We start from the raw sequence: 20,732 nt of genomic DNA, 5'->3' as shown, positions 1-20,732 counted from the left end.
TGGTAATGTGAAATTACTGGATTTCCGGTAATTCACGCGTACTGTCACACGAAAGAAATTCGGGTCAAGATAAGTTTAGTGGATATGTCTTGAGAAGATTAAGCAAAACTGCGTAGAGCTCCTCATGTCTATAATTGTATCGGAATTCACACTCCTTCAAATGAAGGTAAGCCGTGTTACGGTTAAGTCCCTTGAACTTTGCAAGGCGATGCTTCGTTAATCCCCAGAAACCGTCCACATCATCCAGCACGGTCTTGTTTTCCGCCTCATGATGCGCCTGGCCCAGGTGGTACAAACGATATTGACTTAAATCCACCACACCGCTGAACCGGCGGATCCGCTCCGCACTGCCAACAGTTTCCAGGACAGACCGCCCGCGGGCAATCGCCTGAATCATTGACCGGCTAACGTCCGGGAGAATCTCCGTAAACACTTTATTGTCGTTCTTGTAAATACCGAATATCACAGGCTTAACGATCCTGTCTACATCGGTCTTAACGGCAACGGCTATGTCTTGCGGCTGATGGAGAGATGGGGTACGGTTACCCCAGGATGAGGCACCCGCTTGTTTGTCAGTTTGTAAAGACTCGCAGTACTTCACAATCTGCATCCTGATTTTCTTCAGGTAACTGTTTATCGTTACCCGGCTGACCCCACTGATATTAGCTATCTGGGTGGCAGTCAAATCTTCGGAGAACAGCTTTAGGATCTCCTTAAATTTACGCTCAGACAAATGAGCGCCCTTTAGGAACTTATTCTTCATGGACTAAGAGGTTAGAAATGGCATGTTAAACCTCTAACTTTTTCTCCGCTATATATAATGCTTTATTATAAACGGCGAATTGCCCGTGATGAACGCTACCCACTAGATTATTTTACTCTGTGTAAACAAAAAAACCGTGACAAACAGCCACGGGTTTAATTTTACTGCCTTACAGATTATAAAATATTTATCTAGTTCGGCTAATATGAATTTTTTTAAACGGTCATTAAACGTGATAAGCGAATTATTCTTTCTCCTCATCCAGCCCGATTTCCTTCATCTCCAGATCCTCTTCATCATCCAGCCCATTCCACAATTCCTTCTTTCTCGCTTTTTTCTGCAACGCTTTCTCCATCCACAGCAACATTGCAGGCAATATAGTCAGGTTTGTCACCATTGCCATCACCAGCGTAAGGCTCGTTAACCAGCCCAGCGCCTTAGTACCCTGGAACTCCGAAAAGGCGAAGATCATAAAGCCCGCAAACAAAATCAGGGATGTGTAAATTATACTCAAACCCGTATCATTGATGGTATGCTTTACAGTAGCAGAAATGTCGTAATTATTCAGCGGCAGCTCCTGCTTGAAATTCACCAGGAACCGGATCGTCACATCAATCGCAATGCCCAGCGCAATACTGAACACCAAAACTGTCGACGGCTTGATAGCGATATCCATCCAGCCCATTACACCAGCTGTCACCAGCAGGGGTATAATGTTAGGTACCAGCGAAATAATCAGCATCCGCCAGCTGCGGAACAGGTAAAGCATACAGAATATGATCAGCACAAATGCCAGTACAATACTTTCCGCCAGTCCGTTGATGATGAACCGGCTGCCTTCCAGGAATATTATACTGGAACCTGTTATCGTCACATTATACTGCGCCGTGTCGAAAATCTCATTAACCCGGGGGCGCAGAGAATCGAGCAGGCGCGGCAGCTCCACTGAGCCCACATCAGCCATATTCACACTCATGCGTGCCACCTGGCGCGTACTGTCCATAAACGATGATACCAGTTGCGTAAACACTGATTTATCCGCCCCGCCTTTCATACGCAGGTAAGGCGCAAGGAATCCAATGTCGAACTGATTAGGCACAGCATAGTTGAGGCTGTCGCCATTATAATACGCCTGTTTCGCGAATTTGATCCCTTCAGCTACCGAAAGCGGACGGGCAAATGCCGGCTGTTCAGCAATAATTTTACCCAGTTCATCCAGCTTTTCCAGTGTGCGGAGATTCACCACACCGTTCTTCTTTTTCGTGTCTACCGCTATTTCAAGGGGCATTACACCTTTGAAGCGTTTTTCAAAAAACTTCAGGTCTTTATACAGCTTATCTTCTTTCGGGATATCATCTACTATAAAACCCACGGGCCGAAGGCGCATCATTCCCACAACAGCCAGCACCACCATTATAACGGTAAATGCGTATACCCACGGACGATAGTTGAACACAAGGCGGTTCAGCAGGTCCAGCACCCAACGGCATACTTTATTATCAAGATAGCTGGTATGCTTCGTTTTAGGCGGTGGCAGGTAGCTCAGTACCGATGGGAGGAAAATAAACGAAATGAGGAAGATGAGCATGATATTCACTCCCGCAACTACCCCAAACTGTTTCAGGATTTCGGAATTTGTAAAGTAAAACACCCCGAAACCAATAGCCGCAGTGAGGTTGGTGAAAAGGGTCACAATACCCATGCGCTGCACCATCCGCACCAGCGATTTCATTTTATCGCCATAAACAGCGTATTCCGTATGGTATTTATTGAGGAAATACACGCAGTTGGGGATACCGATTACCACTATCAGCGGAGGTATCAAACCCGTCAGCAGTGTAATTTTATAACCGCACAGTACAATGGTACCCACACTCCAGATTACACCTATCGCCACTACAATCATGCTCATGAGTACAGCACTGAATGAACGGAAAAACAGCAGGAGGATCAGTGCTGTTAATACAAAAGATATCTTCAGGAACATCTTCAGCTCATCCGCCACTTTCGTAGCCATGATAGTCCGGATCATGGGCAGCCCGCTCATTTTTACATCCAGCTGGTGCTTTTTCCCGAACTCTTCCGATATCTGCTGAATAGCCTGCACCACTTCGATGCGCTTCTTGGAATTAAGGATTTCTTTGTTGATATGCACCGCCAGGAGATAAGCATTGGCGTCAGCACTATACAGGAGTCCTTTATAGAAAGGCAATGAATAGAATACTTTGGAAAGACTATCCAGCTCCGCCTGGGTTTGCGGTAGTGGCTGGAACAAAGGCATCGCTTTCAGCTTCTGGGAACTGTCGTCTTTCACGAGATTGACGGCCACCGGGATGCTGAGTGTATTTTCAACGGCAGGCACCTTCCGCAGCGCATCGTTTAAGGCTACATAATCGCGGAAGAATTCCAGCTGGAAAAGCTTATCGGTTTCAATCCCGATAACCATCATATTGCCGTCTTCCCCGAACTGTTGCTTGAACTGCTGATAAACGAGCCACTTGGGATTATCACGCGGTATAGCGCCGGTAAACTCATAAGAGAGCTCTACCCTGCTCGCGAAATAAGCCATGATGCCCGTTCCCAGAAATAACAAAGCCAGTAGCCACAAACGGAATTTCAAAACAAAAGCTGCCAGGCGCTGCCACATAGATATTCTTGATTGGTTAAAGGCCATAAAGGTAACCATTCATGGCGATTAATGCATATGAGATAATCCATAATTGTTACTTTTGAAATATGTTCCGCACCTGGTTAATATGCTGCTTACTTCTCATTTCCAATGGATTGAGGTCGCAAAACATTCCGATTGGCCAATGGCGGGAACATTTTCCCGCAAAACCAGCCCTTGGAGTGACAATTGGGCGCGACGGAGTTTTTTACACCACACAGCAGGGGCTGTTCTCAGTTTCCTCTGGTGAACATGCCATCACCCGTTATGGCAAAGCCACGGGCCTGCACGATGCGGGCATAGCTGCCATGGGCTGGCATGTCGGAACTGAGACGCTGGTAATTACATACCGGAACGGGAATATCGACCTTCTTTCTAAAGGCCGCGTCATCAATATCCCCGATGTATTACAGCGCCCCGGAAATCCTGATAAGGCGGCCGGTACTGTGATCATAACCGGCGACAGAGCGCTTATTCCTTTGACTGACGGCATCATTGTACTGGACTTGCGTAACCACCGGATCACCGATACCTGGACGCCGGGGCACCCCGTTTCCACTGCAGCTATTCAAGGACCGGATATTTTTGCCGCCACCCCGCAAGGCATTTTCCGCGCTCCTTTAAATGCTCCCAACCTGGCCGACCCGGGTTACTGGAAACCGACGCCTCCATTACCAGGCTCCATATTATCGCTGGCAGCCTCAGGCACTACGCTGGCCGCCCGGGTAGCCGATACCATCTTTCGCCTTCAGGGTGCCGGCTGGGAAAAATGGGTCCATGACCGCGGCCCAATCACTTTCCTGCAAGGTTCTCCAAACGCACTTTTTGCAGGGCTCCCCGGCAAAGTGCTCCGTCTCCGGAACGATGGGGAAACAATTTTCGATAATACACTCCTTTCCTCGCCAACAGGTGCAGCAGAAACAACAGACGGCCTTTGGTTGACCGATCGCCAGAACGGCCTCATCTTTCATCAAAACGGCACTTACTCCAACCTCACCCCGGACGCTCCTTCAGGGACTATAACCGGTGGGATGCTTATCTCCAACAATACACTCTGGGCCGCTGCAGGAGGCGTCAATGAAAACTGGCTGCCTTCCGGGAACAATTCCCCGCTTTCCATATTCCGCGAAGGGGAATGGTTTACCTCAGGAACACCCTTGCCCGATGCCATAGCCCTAGCCGCAGGAAATGGCGCCATATACGCAGGGTCTTATGGAGGCGGGTTATTCACCTTCCGCGAAGGCACACCCCCACTTCAGGAACGCCCATTTGGCCGCGAACGCATCGCGGGCCTTGCAGCCGATGCTGCCGGTAACCTCTGGGCTTCCGCCTTCGGGGCTTCCCAACAGCAGTTGCTGGTAAAAAGTAAAGAAGGGAGCTGGACAGCCTTCAACGCCCCATTCTCCCTCCTTAATAATGCAGTTTCACAAATACTGATCGACGATCTCGACCAGAAATGGATCATTTCCCCTCAGGGTGGCGGTATACTGGTAATGCATCATGGCACTTCTGTACAGGACAACCGGGACGACCGCTGGAAGCAACTTCTGGCAGGCTCCGGCCGCGGGAACCTTCCCTCTTCCCAGGTTTACTGTCTTACCAAAGACCGTGACGGGTGGATCTGGATCGGTACCGCCCGCGGTATAGGAGTGATACAATGCGCCCCGGAAATCTTCTCTGCAGGGTCATGTGAAGCATGGCTCCCGGTGGTGCGCAACGATAATTTTGCAGGTTATCTTTTCCAGAATGAGCACGTACTTTCATTGGTAACAGACGGCGCCAACCGTAAATGGGCCGGTACCCGCAACGGTGCCTGGCTCATCAGTGAAAACGGAAGCCGGATCCTGCAGCATTTCCATACCGGCAATAGCCCGATTCCCCACAATACCATCCACCATATTGCCATTGATCCCGTAACGGGAGAAGTGTTCTTCGCCACGGCAGCGGGACTTGTTTCCTGGCGGGGAGATGCAACAGAAGGTACAGACACTCAGGAGCCCGGGGCGCTGGTATTCCCCAACCCCGTACCTTCCGGGTACGACGGGGTGATCGCTATCCGCGGTCTTGTACGGGACGCGTATGTGAAAATTACGGATGTAAGCGGGAAGCTGGTGTATCAAACAAGGGCCAGAGGCGGCCAGGCTACGTGGAACGGGCGGGATTACACAGGCTTCCGTCCACAAAGTGGGATTTATCTCATATTGGCAAGTGATGAAACCGGCAAGGAAAAAATCGTGACGAAGCTGGTATTTATCCGCTGATAACCGATTTTTGCTACATGCTGCACAAAACACCGGGCATCGTGCTCCGCTCCGTTAAATATGGCGACACCAGCGTGATCCTGAGTATCTTCACCGAACTCTTCGGAATCCAGTCGTATATCGTTAACGGCGTACGTTCCGCACGGCCCAAAGCGGCAAAGGGCAATATCCTGCAACCCGGGAATATCCTGGACCTTGTTGTCTATCATCACGAACAAAAGAATATCCAGCGTATTTCGGAATTCAAACCGGGGCATATCTACACAACGATGCACGTCAATATCGTGAAGAACACGGTAGCATTGTATCTCATAGAACTTTTGCAGAAATCGCTGAAGCAACCGGAGCCGGACCCGGAACTGTATCACTTTACGGAAAAGGTTTTCCGTGCACTCGATACGGAGAATACGGCTGTGGCAGCCAATCTCCCACTCTATTTTACCTTGCGCTTCGCCGCCCATCTGGGTTTCCATTTTGGGGGACATTACTCTGAGTACACGCCTTACCTTGATCTGGCGGAAGGTACGTATGTAGACCTCCCTCCGCATCACACCAATTACCTCGATGAAACCAACAGTGAACTGACAGATAAACTGCAAAGTATACATCACATCCCTGATCTGGAGCATGTGCTCATGAACAAGGAACGCCGGCGTAACCTGCTATACGCGTACCTGGACTTCTACAAGCTGCACCTCCCCGATTTCAAGGAACTGCAAAGCCCACCCATCCTGCACGAGATACTAGGTTAAGCCTCTGCCTTATAATATTTCAGTTCTGTAGTATTGCCGTCGAAAACGGCGTAGGAATTGTAATTCAGCCAGTCGCCCAGGTTGATGTAGCGCGTATGCTCTCCCACTTTGAGATCAAGGGGAAGGTGGCGGTGGCCGAAGATGAAGAAATCGAAATGTTCTTTCTGTAGAATTTCTTTGGAATAGATTGCCAGCCATTCCTCGTTATCACCGAGGAAAGTTTCCAGCTTTTCGCCGGTAGCTGCCCGGCTCTTGCGGCTCCAGAAGTTAGCCATGGAAATACCCCAGTTGGGTGGGATGCAAGAAAACAAAAAGCGGCAAACGGGATTGCGGAAGATCTTTTTCAGGAATTTATATCCATGATCGCCAGGCCCCAGCCCGTCGCCATGCCCGATATAGAATTTCTTACCCCCGATCTCGTACTGCCTTGGCTCGAAGTAAACAGGGATTTCCAGCTCTTCTTCGAAATAGCCATCCATCCACATATCATGGTTACCGATGAATACGGTGATTCCGATGCCTTTATCCCGCAGTTCTGCGAGCTTGCCGAGGAGGCGGGTGTAGCCTTTGGGGATTACATGTTTGTACTCGAACCAGAAATCGAACAGGTCGCCCACGAGGAAAATGTGCTGCGCATCTTTAGCAGCTTCATCAAGCCACTGTACTACAAGTTTTTCGCGCTGGCGGCTGCGGGCCATATCGGGAGCGCCGAGGTGAAAATCTGATGCGAAATATACACGTTTGCCAGGTGGCAGATGGATGTTCATGGTTCTTTATGAAATGTAAAATGCAAAAGTGATGAATTCCTTTTGCATTTTACATGTATCGTTATTTGTTGTAATTGAAGTAGTTACTCATCCAGCAGGAAAACATACACTTCCTTGGGGCCATGCACGCCAACTACGAGTGTTTTCTCGATATCGGCGGTACGGCTAGGGCCGGTGGCGAAAGAGATCATGGAGGGAAGATTTCCCTGGTATTTCTCTTTCAGACGCTGAATACCATCTTTCACATCGAACACCAGCTGGTGGGTGAATGCCACCACGAGATGTATGGGTGCGAAAACGGGCAGTGCACGCCCTGAAGGTTGCGCTGCACTCATTACGATGGAACCGGTGCGGGCTACAAGCAGCTCACAATCGGTAATCGCAGCATCCATAGCCTCCATATTTCCCACATTGAGGAAGGCAGGATTAAACGGCTTCAGGATAGCCTCTATAGCAGGAGTTTTGCATTGTACATGCGTCCATTCCTTGTTTTCCACAAGAGACTGGAGATTGTCTGCCAGTTCCTCACGGGAGGAGCAGAAGATGAATTTGCCCTGCAGTTTTGAAAACTCTTCCGCAAACTTCAGCTCGAGACCATCATGCGCCGTTTCAAACACGGAGTTGTTACCTTCCGCGTGAGGGAACGGGAGCTGCACGGGCTGGCTGAGCGCGTTGCGGACCCTTTTCAGGATGTTTTCTTTGGCTGGAGATACTTTCATGGTGCCTTAGTCCTGTTCTGTTGTTACGTTAGCCGGAGAAGGATTGATGATATCTGACGGGTGAACGCCTTCTACACCAATACCTGCTTTGGTAGGGATGTGTTCTTTATGAGTATCGTAAGGGCGCTTGCCAATGAGGCGCTCCAGATCGTCTTTGTACAACACTTCTTTCTTCAGCAGTTCTTCCGCCAGCAGTTTCACGTTGGGCAGCTTATCGGTAAGCAGTGCCTTGGTGCGCTGGTAAGCCTTGTCGATCAGTATGCGAACCTCGTCGTCAATCATTTTCGCCGTTTCTTCAGAATACGGTTTGGTGAAAGCTTGTTCGTTGTTCGGATCGTAGAAAGATACGTTACCCACTTTTTCGTTCATACCATACACGGTCACCATGGCATAAGCCATACGGGTGATCACCTGCAGGTCGTTTTGCGCGCCGGTGGATATTTTGCCGAACACAATGTCTTCTACCGCACGGCCGCCAAGGGTCATACAGATATCGTCCATCAGTTGTTCGGTATTGTAGAGATATTGCTCTTTCGGAAGGTATTGCGCATATCCGAGTGCAGCAACGCCACGGGGTACGATGGTCACTTTCACAAGCGGGTTAGCGTGCTCAAGGTACCAACCGCAGATGGCATGGCCGGCTTCGTGGTAGGCGATTACTTCTTTCTCTTCGGGAGAGATGATTTTGTTCTTCTTCTCGAGGCCGCCGATCACACGGTCGATTGCATCGTTGAAGTCTTCCATCTCTACTTCGTTCTTCCCTTTACGGGCTGCTATAAGGGCAGCTTCGTTACACACGTTGGCAATGTCTGCACCGGCAAAACCGGGAGTCATGGAAGCCAGCTTCTTAATGTCGAGGTTAGGCGACGTTTTAATAGGCTTCAGGTGAACGTTGAAGATATGCTCACGGCCAAACAGGTCGGGCTTGTCGATAGAAATCTGGCGGTCGAAACGGCCGGGGCGCAGCAGGGCGCTGTCCAGCACGTCGGGCCGGTTAGTGGCAGCCAGAATGATAATTCCGCTGTCGGTACCGAAGCCATCCATTTCAACGAGGAGCTGGTTGAGTGTATTCTCACGCTCGTCGTTCGACATCATTACGTTCTTACCACGGGCACGGCCAATGGCATCGATTTCGTCGATGAAGATGATACAGGGTGCTTTTTCGCGGGCTTGCTTGAAAAGGTCGCGCACACGGGATGCACCTACACCTACAAACAATTCCACGAAATCGGAACCGGACATGGAGAAGAAGGGTACCTGCGCTTCGCCTGCCATGGCTTTAGCCAGGAGGGTTTTACCGGTACCGGGAGGGCCTACGAGGAGGGCACCTTTGGGTATTTTACCACCGAGGGCGGTGTATTTCTTAGGGTTCTTAAGGAAATCCACGATTTCCATTACCTCCACTTTAGCTTCGTCGAGGCCGGCAACATCGTTAAATGTGATGTTTACACGGGTGCCTTTATCGAACAGGGTAGCTTTGGATTTGCCGATGTTGAAGATACCACCGGGACCGCCGCTTCCGCCGGATGGACCGCCCATTTTACGCATGAGCAGTACCCACATACCGATAAGCAGCAGAATGGGAAGTAGTATTTGCATCAGGGGCTCGAACCAGTTCTGACGTGGAACATAGGATACGTTCATCTGGTCTGCCAGGGGCATCCCTTCCTGAGCGCGGTCCAGCTCTTTCTGGAAGCTTTCCACACTGCCTATGGTGAACTGAAAATGCGGTCCGGGGTTCTGGGCGCCGAGGCGGCCTTTAGCCACTTCAGCATAATCAGGCTGGTTCAGCCGTTCTTTCTTGATATAAACTTCTACCAGGGCCTTATTCACCACCACCAGCTTGTCAACATCTCCGGTGCGGAGCAGTCGCTGCTGAAACTCCTTGAACCCAGTCAGTTCTTTAGGCTGACTGGAGAACGGCAGTACAAAATTCATGGCCAGCAGAGCTATGCCTATAAAGGCATAAACCCAGTAGATATTGAACTTTGGTCCTTTCTTGGGTGTCTTATCCGGTCCCTTGCTATAGTTATTATTGCCTCCTTTTTCCATGATCGTTCGCTCCTTTACGAATGAGAGTTGTCTTTTATATAAGTAATTAATACAAAACCCGGGGTTTTGTTCAATGATCGAGGTGTTCCATGCGTTCTGCATCGCTCCACATCTCTTCCAGGCTATAGAATTTTCGGGTTTCGGGCATGAAAATATGCACTACTATATTCACATAATCCACCAGGATCCACTGCTGGGCTGTGAAACCTTCGTGTTTATAGGGGGATTCGTCCGTGTTGTTCTTCACTTCCTCTTCCACAAAATCCGCAATTGCCTTAACTTGATTACTGGAATTGGCCTCACAAATGATGAAGAAATCGGCTACCGCTTCAGGGATCTTTCTCAGATCAAGGGAAACAATGTTATCCCCTTTCTTTTCCTGGATGGCCTTTATGATGGATGTAAAAATCTTACTGTTTCTGTTAACGCGGGTTACCGCCTTTTTCCTGTTGTTCAGTATGGTCAAGGGTGCCAATAAGTGCTGTTTTTGTTAAAAATAGTCTTTAATCTCCAAAATTACTAAACCGGGGCTTAAAATTAACGCCCGCTTGTATGGTAGAAGACGGATGAGCCGGTAAAATATTGTTAAAATGATGGTAATTTGCTGATTTTACAGTTAAATCAGGATTTGTGATAGGCTATCCGTTTCATGTGCTCAATACAGTAGACAGCACCAATAACTATGCCATGGCAAGGGTCGCCGAAGGCCCCGTAGCTCCCGGCTATACCTGGTTCGCCATGGAACAAACCGCAGGAAAAGGACAACGGGGTAAACAATGGATTTCTGCCCCCGGAGAAAACATCATGCTCACCACCGTCCTGCAACCCGCACTGGGGCTGCATCAACAGTTTATGCTCAGCGTAGCCATCGCACTCGGTGCCTTCGATTTCTTCCGGAAATACGCTGGCGATGAAACCCGCATCAAATGGAGCAATGATATTTACTGGCGTGACAGAAAGGCAGGGGGTATACTTATCGAGAACGTTTTACGCGGAAGCGTATGGCAATATGCCATAGCCGGGATGGGCCTCAACATCAATACGCCCCACTTCCCCGACCATCTCCTCAATCCCGTTAGCCTCCGCCAGATCACCGGCCGCGAATGGGATTCCATCGAACTGGCACAGGACCTTTGCCGCCACCTCGAAAAACGGTACAGCCAGCTTAGTGTGGAATCCTACCCTTCCATGCTGTCGGAATACAAAAACAACCTGTACCGCCTTCACGATCCCGCGCTATACCGCATCAATGGCGAAATATTCCAGGGCGTTATCCGCGACGTACTCCCCGATGGCCGCATTTGCCTCGAGAAAAATAAAGAAATACTGGAGCTGAGTTTCGGTGAAGTAGAATACATCTTCGCCGGCTAAAACTGGAAAAAGCCAGTATAAACTGGCTTTTTGGAGAAGTGGAATTTGTAAAGACAAACATCTGTATCTTCTCCAAAAATGCCAGCCATGGAACATAATCCATGATTTTGGTCGATAAATGGAGGCTTACAAGATGTACATTCTTTTCGTCTTACCCAAATATAAAAGTGCAACAATTGTTGCATTTCCCTGCAAACGCAGGCTGTTGCCTATTGCAATTGCTGATTGGAAATTTGCAAATAAAGGTTTGACGATTGCAATTTCCATCAACCTTACCCTTCGTAGCTTTGTTTTCTAACAAATCCTATTCTCACATGCAGTACAGAACACTGGGCAATACCAACGAAAAAGTTTCCGCTATCGGCCTCGGATGCATGGGCATGGCTTTCGCATACGGCCAGCGCGATGATGCAGAATCCCGCGCAACTCTTGAACTGGCACTCGATCTTGGCATCAATTTCTGGGATACGGCAGACATGTATGGCAACGGTCTCAACGAAAAACAACTCTCCGAAGTGCTGGCCACCCGACGGAAAGACGTATTCCTTGCTACCAAATTCGGCTTCCGTTACCGCGACGATAATACTACTTACTTCGACGGTTCACCCGCCTACCTCAAACAGGCCTGTGAAGCCTCCCTCAAAAGGCTCGGCGTAGATACGATAGACCTCTACTATGCTCACCGGGTTGATGATAAGGTACCCATCGAAGAAACGGTGGGCGCTATGGCTGAGCTGGTAAATGAAGGAAAGGTGCGCTACCTCGGCCTCTCTGAAGCTTCTGCAGCCTCCATCCGCAAGGCCAATGCCGTACACCCCATTGCCGCGTTGCAAAGCGAATATTCTCTCTTTGTCCGCGACCTTGAAGCAGAAATCATCCCTGTTTGCCGCGAGCTGGGCATCGGCATCATCCCCTACAGCCCGCTGGGCCGGGGCGCCCTCACGAGCGACCTTCGGAATGTTAACTCCCTCGACCCAACAGATTTCCGCCGCAACCTCCCCCGCTTTCAGCAGGAGGCCTTCGAGCAAAACCTGCGCATCGTAAGTGCCCTTGAGGATCTTGCATCCGAAAAGCACTGTACGCTTCCGCAACTCGCACTGGCCTGGCTGCTGGCCAAGGGCAACGATATCGTACCCATCCCCGGCACCAAGCGCCGTAAATACCTGCAGGAAAACGCCGCTTCGGTGGATATACTTCTTTCCGAAGACGAAGTATTCCGCATCGAAGCAACCCTTTCAGGCTATCAGATCTCTGGAGAACGTTACAGCGAAGGCGCCATGAAACTGGTGAACCGCTAAAAACGTTTGATGGATAAACGAAAAAGGCTGCCCCAATCTGGAGCAGCCTTTTTCAATACTTTTATATCCGGGAGCTTACTTCACATTGTACCCCCAGCCTTTCAGCCACTGGAGCACCTTGTCCCGGTAATCGCCCTGGATGAGCACCAGCCCGTCTTTTACACTGCCGCCTGTTCCGCATTTGGTTTTCAGCTCTTTCCCCAGTTTTTCGAGATCGGCTTCCATTCCCACAAACCCTTCCACGACCGTTACAGTTTTCCCGGCGCGCTGTTTTGTATCCAGCTTCACACGGAGGCGTTGTTCTGCTGGCAATAACGTTGCCTGTTCCTGCGGTGCTTCTTCGCGGTACGAATAGTTGGGATCTGTGGAGTAAACGATCCCGCTGGAGGAGGATTTCTTCTTGCTCATATCATACGTTTTTTAGCGGCCGTTGGGCACTACCATTTGCAGCGCTCCCGGCACAACATTAAAATGAACGGTTTTCCCTTGTGTCAGTGGCACCGCATCACCATCCACCTGCAGGCAGGAGAGGTCGGGGCTTGCCACTGTTATTTCTTTTCCTGTAAAATGCTGCATATACCTGCTCTCCCCGATTTTCCCGCTCAATGAGCTGATGCTCAGTGGCAGAAGATCCCAGAAGCGCAAGGGGCGCACCATGCAGATATCCAGCTGCCCGTCGAACAGGCTGGCCTGCGGTGCCAGTTTAAAATCATAGCCAAACTGATTGCCATTGGCTACTGTCATGAGGAAGGCAGGCACTTCCGTTTCCCGCCCGTCATCTGTCCGGATTTTATATACTGCAGGTTTGTAACCGGCGAAACCACCTACCACGAGCCGTGCGTAATTGACGAGGCCGCGCTTCTTGCTGTGCCTGAAACGATCTGCAATCACCGCATCGAAACCCACGCCTGCATTACTCAGAAACAGGTGCTCATTTGCGTAACCTGCATCCATGGGCTTTTTAATGCCTTCCGCTACAATCGCGAGTGCTTTTTCCGCATCCAGCGGAATACTGAGTGCACGTGCCAGCCCGTTGCCACTACCCAGCGGTACAATAGCGAGTGCTGTTTGCGTGCCCAGCAATCCCTGTGCAATTTCGTTGATAGACCCGTCGCCGCCAACGGCAACTACAGTGTCTACCCCACGGCTGGCAGCTTCACGGGAGAGGTCTGCGCCGTGGCCAAGGTATTGGAGATAAGTGGTTTCAACCTGAAACCGGTCGGCCGGGAGTTGCCGCTGAATAGCAGCGCCGAGAGATTTTTCACGGTCGGTGCCGGCTTTCCGGTTAATGATGATCAGAATTTTCCGCAATGGTAAAGGATTAAGCAGAGGGATGTAAAACGGCTTTGAGACTGAGGTCGAGACTTACGGCATGATGAATGATGGCACCTACCGACACGTAATCCACACCGGTTTTTGCATATGCTTCCACATTTTCGATGGTAATACCTCCTGAAGCTTCCGTCTCATATTTTCCGTTAATAAGTGCCAGCGCGGGAGCAATCTGCTCCGGCCGGAAATTGTCGAGCATAATTCGGTGTACCTGCCCCACTTTCAGGATCTCCTGCACATCTTCGATATTCCGCGCTTCCACTTCTATTTTCAGATCCAGTTTGTTCTCTTTCAGGTAAGCCACCACACGTTCCACAGCGGGAATGATGCCGCCGGAGAAGTCGATATGATTGTCTTTCAGCATAATCATATCATACAGTCCGATGCGGTGGTTTACCCCCCCTCCGATGCGTACGGCTTCTTTCTCGAGCATGCGGAAATTAGGGGTGGTTTTACGGGTGTCAAGCACACGGGTATGATAACCTTTGAGACGGTCGGTATAAGTACGGGTGAGGGTGGCGATGCCGCTCATGCGCTGCATGCAATTAAGGACAAGCCTTTCTGCACTGAGCAGGGTGCGAACACCGGCTGTCACTTCAAACGCTATTTCTCCCGGCTGCATGGATTCACCATCTTTCTTGAAAGGGATGAAATCGGTATTGGGGTCGAGCAGGCGGAATACCGCTTCTGCCACTTCCATACCGGCGAGTACGCCTTCTTCTTTGATCTTAAGCCTTGCGGTGCCGGTAGCGCCTGCGGGGATGGAGGCAAGCGTGCTATGATCGCCTGAGCCAATATCTTCTGCCAGGGCTGCACGTATAAACTGATCCAATGCTTCTTTCTGTAACATAACGCAATCGGGAATGAGTGGGCAAGTTACAAACAAAAAGGCCATCCGCCTATTGCGGGTAGCCCTTACATACGTTTGTACTGCTGTTGTTATTTATTTTCAAAACGCAGTTCGTTCAAAACGAAAGCATTTCCTTTCTTCTGTAGAAAAAATGAGGTGCGGTAGTTGCCACCGCTGGTGGTGAGATTGCCAACACCGAACTGAGAGCCCCCTTCAGGACCACCCCGGTGGAGCAACTCAAAAGCTTTAACCGTGTTCTTGCCGAAAAAATCTTTAAGGATGATCTCTGCCTGGGCCTTACTGTAAGAGTTCGATTTGCCAGCCATGTTGATCTCGACCGTGTTGTCAAGGAGTTTGCTCAGATTACCTGAATCTCCCTTTTTAAGGGCACTCACCACTTCGTCGAAAGGACTGGCAAACAGCGTAAAAGCTGTCAGCATTCCCCCGGCGAGCAATACCCCCAACACTAAGATTAACTTTTTCATTATCCGTTTTTTAGATCGCAATACTTTTATCAACCGTAGAAGGTGCCAAAACTATGCCAAATTGCTGATGTTCAATAAATATACCATTATTGTGCTATATCTCGTAGCGTTTTAGATTACAGTAATTTAATATAAAATAAGTCATTGAAATATAAGCACTGTTATAAAATTTTAAAGCCCGGAAAAGATAGTATTATTAATTTCACTGCCCGATTCATTCACAACGTACAACGGATTAAAGTATGGAAAATAAAAGAGCGATCCTGATTATCATGGATGGCTGGGGACAGGGACAGGTGCCCGCCGCCGATGCCATCGCACATGCGAACACCCCTTTCGTAGACAGTCTCTATGAACAATACCCCCACAGCACCCTTATAACCTGCGGCGAAGACGTGGGCCTGCCTGAAGGGCAGATGGGGAACTCCGAAGTGGGTCACCTCAATATCGGTGCAGGAAGAATCGTGTACCAGGAGCTTCAGCGCATTAACGTAGCCGTACGCAGTGGCGAACTCGCCGCCAGCAAGGTGCTGCAGGACGCTATGGACTATGCCCGCAATAACAATAAAGCCCTCCACCTCATCGGCCTGGTGAGCGACGGCGGCGTTCACTCCCATATCACCCACCTCAAAGCCCTTACTTCCATCGCCAAAGAGCGTGGCCTCAGCAATGTGCTGATCCATGCCTTTACCGACGGGCGCGATACCGATCCCAAAGGCGGCCTCGGCTACCTGGAAGATCTGCAACAGCATCTTACCGCCACCACAGGCCGTATTGCCACCATTACCGGCCGGTACTACGCCATGGACCGTGATAAGCGCTGGGAAAGGGTAAAACTGGCCTACGATGCCCTCGTAAACGGCATCGGCACCCCCACTCAGGACCCGATCCTCGCCGTAAAGGCATCCTATGCAGAAGGCGTTACCGATGAGTTTATCAAGCCCATTATTGTAACCGACGGCCAGCTGCCTGTCGGCAATATTCAGCCCGGCGATGCAGTGATCTGCTTCAACTTCCGGACAGACCGCTGCCGCGAAATCACCGAGGTACTCACCCAGCAGGCATTCCCCGACTTTGGCATGCAGCCCCTGGCGCTCCACTATACAACCATGACCGAATATGACAAAGCCTTCAAAGGCGTACATGTCATTTTCGATAATGATAACCTCGTCATGACCCTTGGCGAAGTGCTGGAAAAGAATGGTAAAACGCAGATCCGCATCGCAGAAACGGAGAAATACCCGCACGTAAGCTTCTTCTTCTCCGGTGGCCGGGAAACGCCTTTCGAGGGTGAAAAACGCATCCTGGTGCCTTCCCCCAAAGTAGCCACTTACGATCTGCAGCCCGAAATGAGCGCCCCTGAGCTCGCCGATGCCATCCTCCCCGAACTGGAGCAGCGCACGGCCGACTTTGTAGTACTCAATTTCGCCAATGCCGACATGGTAGGGCATACTGGTGTATGGCCGGCAGCCATCAAAGCCGTGGAAACGGTAGACGCCTGCGTAGCCAAAGTAGTATCTACCGCCCTGCTGAACGACTACACCATTTTCCTCACGGCCGACCATGGTAATGCCGACTTCATGATCAATGAAGACGGTACGCCTAATACCGCCCACACCCTCAATCCCGTGCCCTTCTTCATCATCAGCCAGGATTTCAAGGGTGAAGTCAAGCCCGGTAAGCTGGGCGATCTTGCCCCTACCATCCTTCACTTCATGGGCCTGCCCATCCCGAAAGAAATGACGGGCAACCTCCTCGTTTAAACTCAACAGGTTATACCGGAAAGGGACTGCTACGGCGGTCCCTTTTTTATTTTCTCCCCCCTGTAACTTTTCGAAATTCTCCGCCGTTTAACACCAGACATGCCGTAAGGCCTGTTCCCAATCTGAAATTGATTGGTAGCCCCATAAATTTTTTTAGTGCTCTCGACAGATTTGCTCATGCATCAGATGCGCCGTATTCACGGTGCATTTTTTTTATAGGCCGATTGAGGCGGCGCCATTACTTTTGCAGGTATGAGAATCGTATTGAGGATCGCAGGAATCTTTGCCATACTTACGGCAGGCTGCCAGTTACCTTCCGGCCAGCCAGCCCCTGCCGGCGAGCGCGACCATAGCTACAGGGCATTAGGCAATTACTGCTGGGACGAGATCGCACGGATGAAAAAGATGCCTTTCCGGATCACCAAAACCATCCGGCTAAACGGAGCCAGTGTAACCGCACCAGTGCAGGACAGCGCAGGGCTCGAAGCCCTCTTCCGCCCGCTTATGGATGCAGATATCAGCCGCCCTTCCCTCGCAGATGCCTATTTCATCGATACCATTCCCAATCATTTCACAGGCGATACTACTTTTATCCACCGTACCCGCGGCAGGCAAACCTGGCCCGCCCAGCTCATCGTGGAAATAGACAGTACCCGCCGCATTAAAAACGTACAGGCTTCCTCCCACACCAAAAACCCGGTTTACGAATACCGGCAGGAAATCGCTTACACGCGCGACCGGGAGCTGCGCATTTCCTCCTTCCAGAAAATCATCTTCATGAAAGCGGAAAACATGGAAACAGCCGCCTTTTTCCGACCTTTAACTCAGGAGCAACCATGACCGCAGCGGAATTTTCTCAGATATCGCACACCATACCCACACAGGCCGGCATTTACAAATACTTCGATGCCGCAGGGGAACTGCTGTATATCGGCAAGGCCAAAAGCCTCCGTAAACGCGTTTCCTCTTACTTCGTTAAAAACCACGACAACTATAAAACCCGCAAACTGGTAGAGAATATCCATCATGTTGAATTCACAATCGTGGATAACGAGAAGGACGCCTTCCTGCTGGAAAATGCACTTATCAAACAATTCCGCCCGAAGTATAATATCGATCTGAAAGACGATAAAACCTACCCGTTCATCGTCATCAAACACGAACCTTTTTCCCGCGTATTCCTCACCCGCCGGGTTATTAAAGACGGGTCAGAATACCTCGGCCCGTTTACATCCGTAGGCCGCGTACGCGAAGTGCTGGAAGTTATCCGCTACAACATTCCGCTGCGTACCTGCAACCTCAATCTTTCCGAACAGAACATCAAAAAAGGGAAGTTCAAAGTGTGCCTGGAATACCATCTGGGCAATTGTAAAGGCCCCTGCGAAGGCCTGCAAACACTGGAAGATTACCGCGACGGGCTGCAGCAGGTAAAAGAGATCCTCCGCGGTAACCTTTCGCCCGTGCTCAACATCTTTAAGGCACGCATGCAGGAACATGCCATGAACATGGAATTCGAAAAAGCAGAAATAGAGAAGAAGAAAATCGCCAGCTTACAGGATTACCAGGCACGCTCCACTATCGTGAACAGCCGCGTGGGGAATGTAGACGTGTTCACCATTCTGTCAGAAGGCAATTTCGCTTATGTCAATTATCTCCGTGTGCTCAACGGCACCATCGCCGATACTAAAACCGTGACGCTGGAAAAGAAGCTGGAAGAAACGGATGAAGAAGTCATGTCTTACGCCATCGCCTATCTCCGCGAAGCATTCCAGAGCCTTGCCCGTGAAATAGTAGTGCCTTTTGAAGTAGAGTTCCCGGAAGAAAATGTGGAGGTAACTGTTCCCAAAGGAGGCGACAAAAAGAAGCTGCTCGACCTCTCCACCAAAAACGTGAACTATTTCCGGGAAGAGCTGCACAAGAAAAAGATCCTGCATCTCGAAGGGAAGAGCGATATGGAGAAGAAGAAGGTACTGTACCAGCTGCAGGCCGATCTGGAGTTGCAGGAACTGCCCCTTCACATCGAGTGTTTCGATAACTCCAACTTCCAGGGCAGCTATCCCGTTTCCGCCTGCGTGGTGTTTAAAGACGGTGTGGCTTCCAAGAAAGATTACCGACATTTCAATATCAAAACGGTGGAAGGCATCAACGACTTCGCTTCCATGTCAGAAGTGGTGTATCGCCGTTATAACCGCTTACTGAACGAAGAGCAGCCCCTCCCCCAGCTGGTGATCATTGATGGAGGTAAAGGACAGCTGGGAGCAGCTATGGACAGCATCCGCAAGCTGGATCTTATCGGCAGCATGACGGTGGTGGGCCTTGCCAAAAATGAAGAGGAAATCTTTTTCCCGGGAGATAAGGATTCCATCAAGCTGCCCTACGACAGTGAGAGCCTGAAGCTGATCCGCCGTATCCGCGATGAGGTGCACCGTTTCGGCATTACCTTTCACCGGCAGCAGCGCAGTAAAGGCACGTTTAAAAACGAACTGGAAGGCATTAAGGGTATTGGTGAAAGTACGGCTACGCAGTTACTGCAAAACCACCGTTCTGTCAATAAAGTGAAGCAGCTGAGCAAAGAGGAACTGGTAAAAGAAGTAGGACAGAAAAAAGCAGCGCTGATATGGGAACACTTTCATGGTATGGAAGGGAGAATGGATGCTTAACTGCTGCATCATCCCAGACAGGATTCACTAAAACTGCATTGAAATAAAAACACAACACGCAACACATCTGCACTAAAATTCTTCACTTCATACAAAAGAGAGAGCCCGGTTTGAGAACCAGGCTCTATTCCCCAAGTTAACCATTAAAAGACACAGATTTTTATTTTGATGCCGGTGAGTACCGGCGGTATTTCAGACGTATATTATCACATTACTAAAGTAATGTGTATGTGACTTTTCCGTTGTTAAGAATTTGTTATCGGCATGAAATTACAACCGGCCGTAACCGGCAACAGCATTGAGTTTCAAACGATTTTGCTTTATTTATTTTTTGTTAGCGCACCGGCTCACGGAGGTACTGCAAAGTGACCGCAGCAGCATCTGCTCCACGTGCTTTTTCCACACTGCGGATAGCCTGCAGCATGTGCCTTTGCGCATGCGCGATGAGGAACCTGAATGTATCTCCTGCTTTCAATGCAATCAGTTTCGACAGCGTTGTCGGTATACGGATTCCTCCGATATCTACCTTCTTTGCTGCCTGCAGTAACGACAGCATCCATTCCTGCTGCGCCTGAAATTCATCGAGCGTATGCGCAGCATCCAGCGCTGGTGCAGGACGATGATTTTTGGGGGAAGTCATTTTCATTTTAAGGCCGCCATCGGGCTTTGGCGCCATGGATTGGGTGAAATAGTTGCCCAGCCAGCCACTGTTGAAATTTTCAGGTACCGGGCGATTTTGAGAAAGAAATTTGCGGAAGGAGTCGTCTATGGCCGGCAGATAATAACGGCCATAGCCATTCAGGTGCTCTAAGCACTGGATGGCACTCCAGCTGCCGGGAGCCGGCTGCTGAAGCAATATATCGTGGGGTTGGGGAACCAGATACCGGTCGGCTGCTGCGCGCAGCTCATTTACATCCTGCTGGAGTTCGCCAAGCAGAGTCGCTGAATGAATGGTAGGCATGAGAAGAATAATTATGATCCGTTGCAAAGG

The 20,732-nt window shown here is 50.0% G+C and carries 18 protein-coding genes; 7 read left to right on the top strand and 11 right to left on the bottom strand.

What is annotated here, in order from left to right:
• Positions 1-64: 64 nt before the first annotated feature.
• Positions 65-763, bottom strand: a complete 699-nt coding sequence (locus DEV76_RS06580) for a hypothetical protein (RefSeq protein ID WP_109696332.1) — start codon at positions 761-763, stop codon at positions 65-67.
• Between the two features lie 244 nt (positions 764-1,007).
• Complete coding sequence (locus DEV76_RS06575) at positions 1,008-3,410, bottom strand: efflux RND transporter permease subunit (RefSeq protein ID WP_109696330.1); 2,403 nt, start codon at positions 3,408-3,410, stop codon at positions 1,008-1,010.
• 89 nt (positions 3,411-3,499) lie between these two features.
• Between DEV76_RS06575 and porZ the strand changes: the two genes are divergently transcribed.
• Together porZ and recO are read left to right on the top strand one after the other, a co-directional pair.
• On the top strand, positions 3,500-5,692 hold the full coding sequence (gene porZ, locus DEV76_RS06570; protein WP_109696327.1) for a type IX secretion system anionic LPS delivery protein PorZ: 2,193 nt from the start codon (positions 3,500-3,502) through the stop codon (positions 5,690-5,692).
• A 17-nt stretch (positions 5,693-5,709) separates the two neighbouring features.
• Positions 5,710-6,444, top strand: coding sequence for a DNA repair protein RecO (gene recO / locus DEV76_RS06565; RefSeq protein WP_109696325.1), 735 nt, complete (start codon positions 5,710-5,712; stop codon positions 6,442-6,444).
• Here recO and DEV76_RS06560 read toward each other — a convergent pair.
• From DEV76_RS06560 to rsfS, 4 genes are all read right to left on the bottom strand, one after another.
• Positions 6,441-7,211, bottom strand: coding sequence for a UDP-2,3-diacylglucosamine diphosphatase (locus DEV76_RS06560; protein WP_109696322.1), 771 nt, complete (start codon positions 7,209-7,211; stop codon positions 6,441-6,443). The genes recO and DEV76_RS06560 overlap by 4 nt on opposite strands.
• Before the next feature lie 83 nt (positions 7,212-7,294).
• Positions 7,295-7,930: a LutC/YkgG family protein gene (locus DEV76_RS06555; RefSeq protein WP_109696320.1), complete on the bottom strand. Its 636-nt coding sequence runs from the start codon at positions 7,928-7,930 to the stop codon at positions 7,295-7,297.
• A 6-nt stretch (positions 7,931-7,936) separates the two neighbouring features.
• Positions 7,937-9,982 carry an ATP-dependent zinc metalloprotease FtsH gene (ftsH, locus tag DEV76_RS06550; RefSeq protein ID WP_109696318.1) on the bottom strand — a complete coding sequence of 682 codons (2,046 nt, stop codon included), beginning with the start codon at positions 9,980-9,982 and terminating at the stop codon, positions 7,937-7,939.
• 70 nt (positions 9,983-10,052) lie between these two features.
• Positions 10,053-10,457: a ribosome silencing factor gene (rsfS, locus tag DEV76_RS06545; protein WP_109696316.1), complete on the bottom strand. Its 405-nt coding sequence runs from the start codon at positions 10,455-10,457 to the stop codon at positions 10,053-10,055.
• 155 nt (positions 10,458-10,612) lie between these two features.
• Between rsfS and DEV76_RS06540 the strand changes: the two genes are divergently transcribed.
• A complete protein-coding gene (locus tag DEV76_RS06540) occupies positions 10,613-11,353 on the top strand; it encodes a biotin--[acetyl-CoA-carboxylase] ligase (RefSeq protein ID WP_109696314.1) in 741 nt (246 codons plus the stop codon).
• A 314-nt stretch (positions 11,354-11,667) separates the two neighbouring features.
• Positions 11,668-12,651 (top strand): aldo/keto reductase, encoded by a 984-nt coding sequence (locus tag DEV76_RS06535; protein WP_109696312.1) that lies wholly within the window; start codon positions 11,668-11,670, stop codon positions 12,649-12,651.
• A gap of 75 nt (positions 12,652-12,726) precedes the next feature.
• On the opposite strand, the gene DEV76_RS06530 is transcribed toward DEV76_RS06535, so the two are convergent.
• From DEV76_RS06530 to DEV76_RS06515, 4 genes are all read right to left on the bottom strand, one after another.
• Positions 12,727-13,059 carry a translation initiation factor gene (locus DEV76_RS06530; RefSeq protein ID WP_109696310.1) on the bottom strand — a complete coding sequence of 111 codons (333 nt, stop codon included), beginning with the start codon at positions 13,057-13,059 and terminating at the stop codon, positions 12,727-12,729.
• 12 nt (positions 13,060-13,071) lie between these two features.
• Entirely contained in the window at positions 13,072-13,962 is an 891-nt protein-coding gene (locus DEV76_RS06525; protein ID WP_157962752.1) for a diacylglycerol/lipid kinase family protein, read from the bottom strand.
• 10 nt (positions 13,963-13,972) lie between these two features.
• Positions 13,973-14,833 (bottom strand): carboxylating nicotinate-nucleotide diphosphorylase, encoded by an 861-nt coding sequence (nadC, locus tag DEV76_RS06520; RefSeq protein ID WP_109696306.1) that lies wholly within the window; start codon positions 14,831-14,833, stop codon positions 13,973-13,975.
• Positions 14,834-14,922: 89 nt separating this feature from the next.
• Positions 14,923-15,318, bottom strand: a complete 396-nt coding sequence (locus DEV76_RS06515) for a DUF4783 domain-containing protein (protein WP_109696304.1) — start codon at positions 15,316-15,318, stop codon at positions 14,923-14,925.
• A gap of 242 nt (positions 15,319-15,560) precedes the next feature.
• On the opposite strand from DEV76_RS06515, the gene gpmI reads away from it, so the two are divergent.
• The 3 genes from gpmI (at position 15,561) to uvrC (ending at position 19,741) form a co-directional block, all read left to right on the top strand.
• Positions 15,561-17,081: a 2,3-bisphosphoglycerate-independent phosphoglycerate mutase gene (gene gpmI / locus DEV76_RS06510; protein ID WP_109696302.1), complete on the top strand. Its 1,521-nt coding sequence runs from the start codon at positions 15,561-15,563 to the stop codon at positions 17,079-17,081.
• A gap of 252 nt (positions 17,082-17,333) precedes the next feature.
• Positions 17,334-17,921, top strand: a complete 588-nt coding sequence (locus DEV76_RS06505; RefSeq protein WP_109696300.1) for a hypothetical protein — start codon at positions 17,334-17,336, stop codon at positions 17,919-17,921.
• Entirely contained in the window at positions 17,918-19,741 is a 1,824-nt protein-coding gene (uvrC, locus tag DEV76_RS06500) for an excinuclease ABC subunit UvrC (RefSeq protein ID WP_109696298.1), read from the top strand. The genes DEV76_RS06505 and uvrC overlap by 4 nt, the downstream gene beginning before the upstream one ends.
• Positions 19,742-20,075: 334 nt before the next feature.
• On the opposite strand, the gene DEV76_RS06495 is transcribed toward uvrC, so the two are convergent.
• Entirely contained in the window at positions 20,076-20,702 is a 627-nt protein-coding gene (locus DEV76_RS06495; RefSeq protein WP_109696296.1) for a DinB family protein, read from the bottom strand.
• Between the last annotated feature and the right edge of the window lie 30 nt (positions 20,703-20,732).

The organism is Chitinophaga deserti (assembly GCF_003149455.1).
In the GTDB taxonomy this organism is placed as follows: Bacteria; Bacteroidota; Bacteroidia; order Chitinophagales; family Chitinophagaceae; genus Chitinophaga; species Chitinophaga deserti.
The sequence above is the reverse complement of the archived record's forward strand: the minus strand, read 5'-3'. Positions and strand labels throughout refer to the sequence as shown.

Bases quoted from the DNA above. Each gene is read 5' to 3' on its own strand.
- DEV76_RS06505 (WP_109696300.1), top strand. From the start codon at position 17,334: ATGAGAATCGTATTGAGGATCGCAGGAATCTTTGCCATACTTACGGCA.
- DEV76_RS06560 (WP_109696322.1), bottom strand. From the start codon at position 7,211: ATGAACATCCATCTGCCACCTGGCAAACGTGTATATTTCGCATCAGAT.
- porZ (WP_109696327.1), top strand. From the start codon at position 3,500: ATGTTCCGCACCTGGTTAATATGCTGCTTACTTCTCATTTCCAATGGA.
- DEV76_RS06535 (WP_109696312.1), top strand. From the start codon at position 11,668: ATGCAGTACAGAACACTGGGCAATACCAACGAAAAAGTTTCCGCTATC.
- DEV76_RS06555 (WP_109696320.1), bottom strand. From the start codon at position 7,930: ATGAAAGTATCTCCAGCCAAAGAAAACATCCTGAAAAGGGTCCGCAAC.
- gpmI (WP_109696302.1), top strand. From the start codon at position 15,561: ATGGAAAATAAAAGAGCGATCCTGATTATCATGGATGGCTGGGGACAG.
- DEV76_RS06515 (WP_109696304.1), bottom strand. From the start codon at position 15,318: ATGAAAAAGTTAATCTTAGTGTTGGGGGTATTGCTCGCCGGGGGAATG.
- DEV76_RS06580 (WP_109696332.1), bottom strand. From the start codon at position 763: ATGAAGAATAAGTTCCTAAAGGGCGCTCATTTGTCTGAGCGTAAATTT.
- uvrC (WP_109696298.1), top strand. From the start codon at position 17,918: ATGACCGCAGCGGAATTTTCTCAGATATCGCACACCATACCCACACAG.
- ftsH (WP_109696318.1), bottom strand. From the start codon at position 9,982: ATGGAAAAAGGAGGCAATAATAACTATAGCAAGGGACCGGATAAGACA.
- DEV76_RS06530 (WP_109696310.1), bottom strand. From the start codon at position 13,059: ATGAGCAAGAAGAAATCCTCCTCCAGCGGGATCGTTTACTCCACAGAT.
- recO (WP_109696325.1), top strand. From the start codon at position 5,710: ATGCTGCACAAAACACCGGGCATCGTGCTCCGCTCCGTTAAATATGGC.
- DEV76_RS06495 (WP_109696296.1), bottom strand. From the start codon at position 20,702: ATGCCTACCATTCATTCAGCGACTCTGCTTGGCGAACTCCAGCAGGAT.
- nadC (WP_109696306.1), bottom strand. From the start codon at position 14,833: ATGTTACAGAAAGAAGCATTGGATCAGTTTATACGTGCAGCCCTGGCA.
- DEV76_RS06575 (WP_109696330.1), bottom strand. From the start codon at position 3,410: ATGTGGCAGCGCCTGGCAGCTTTTGTTTTGAAATTCCGTTTGTGGCTA.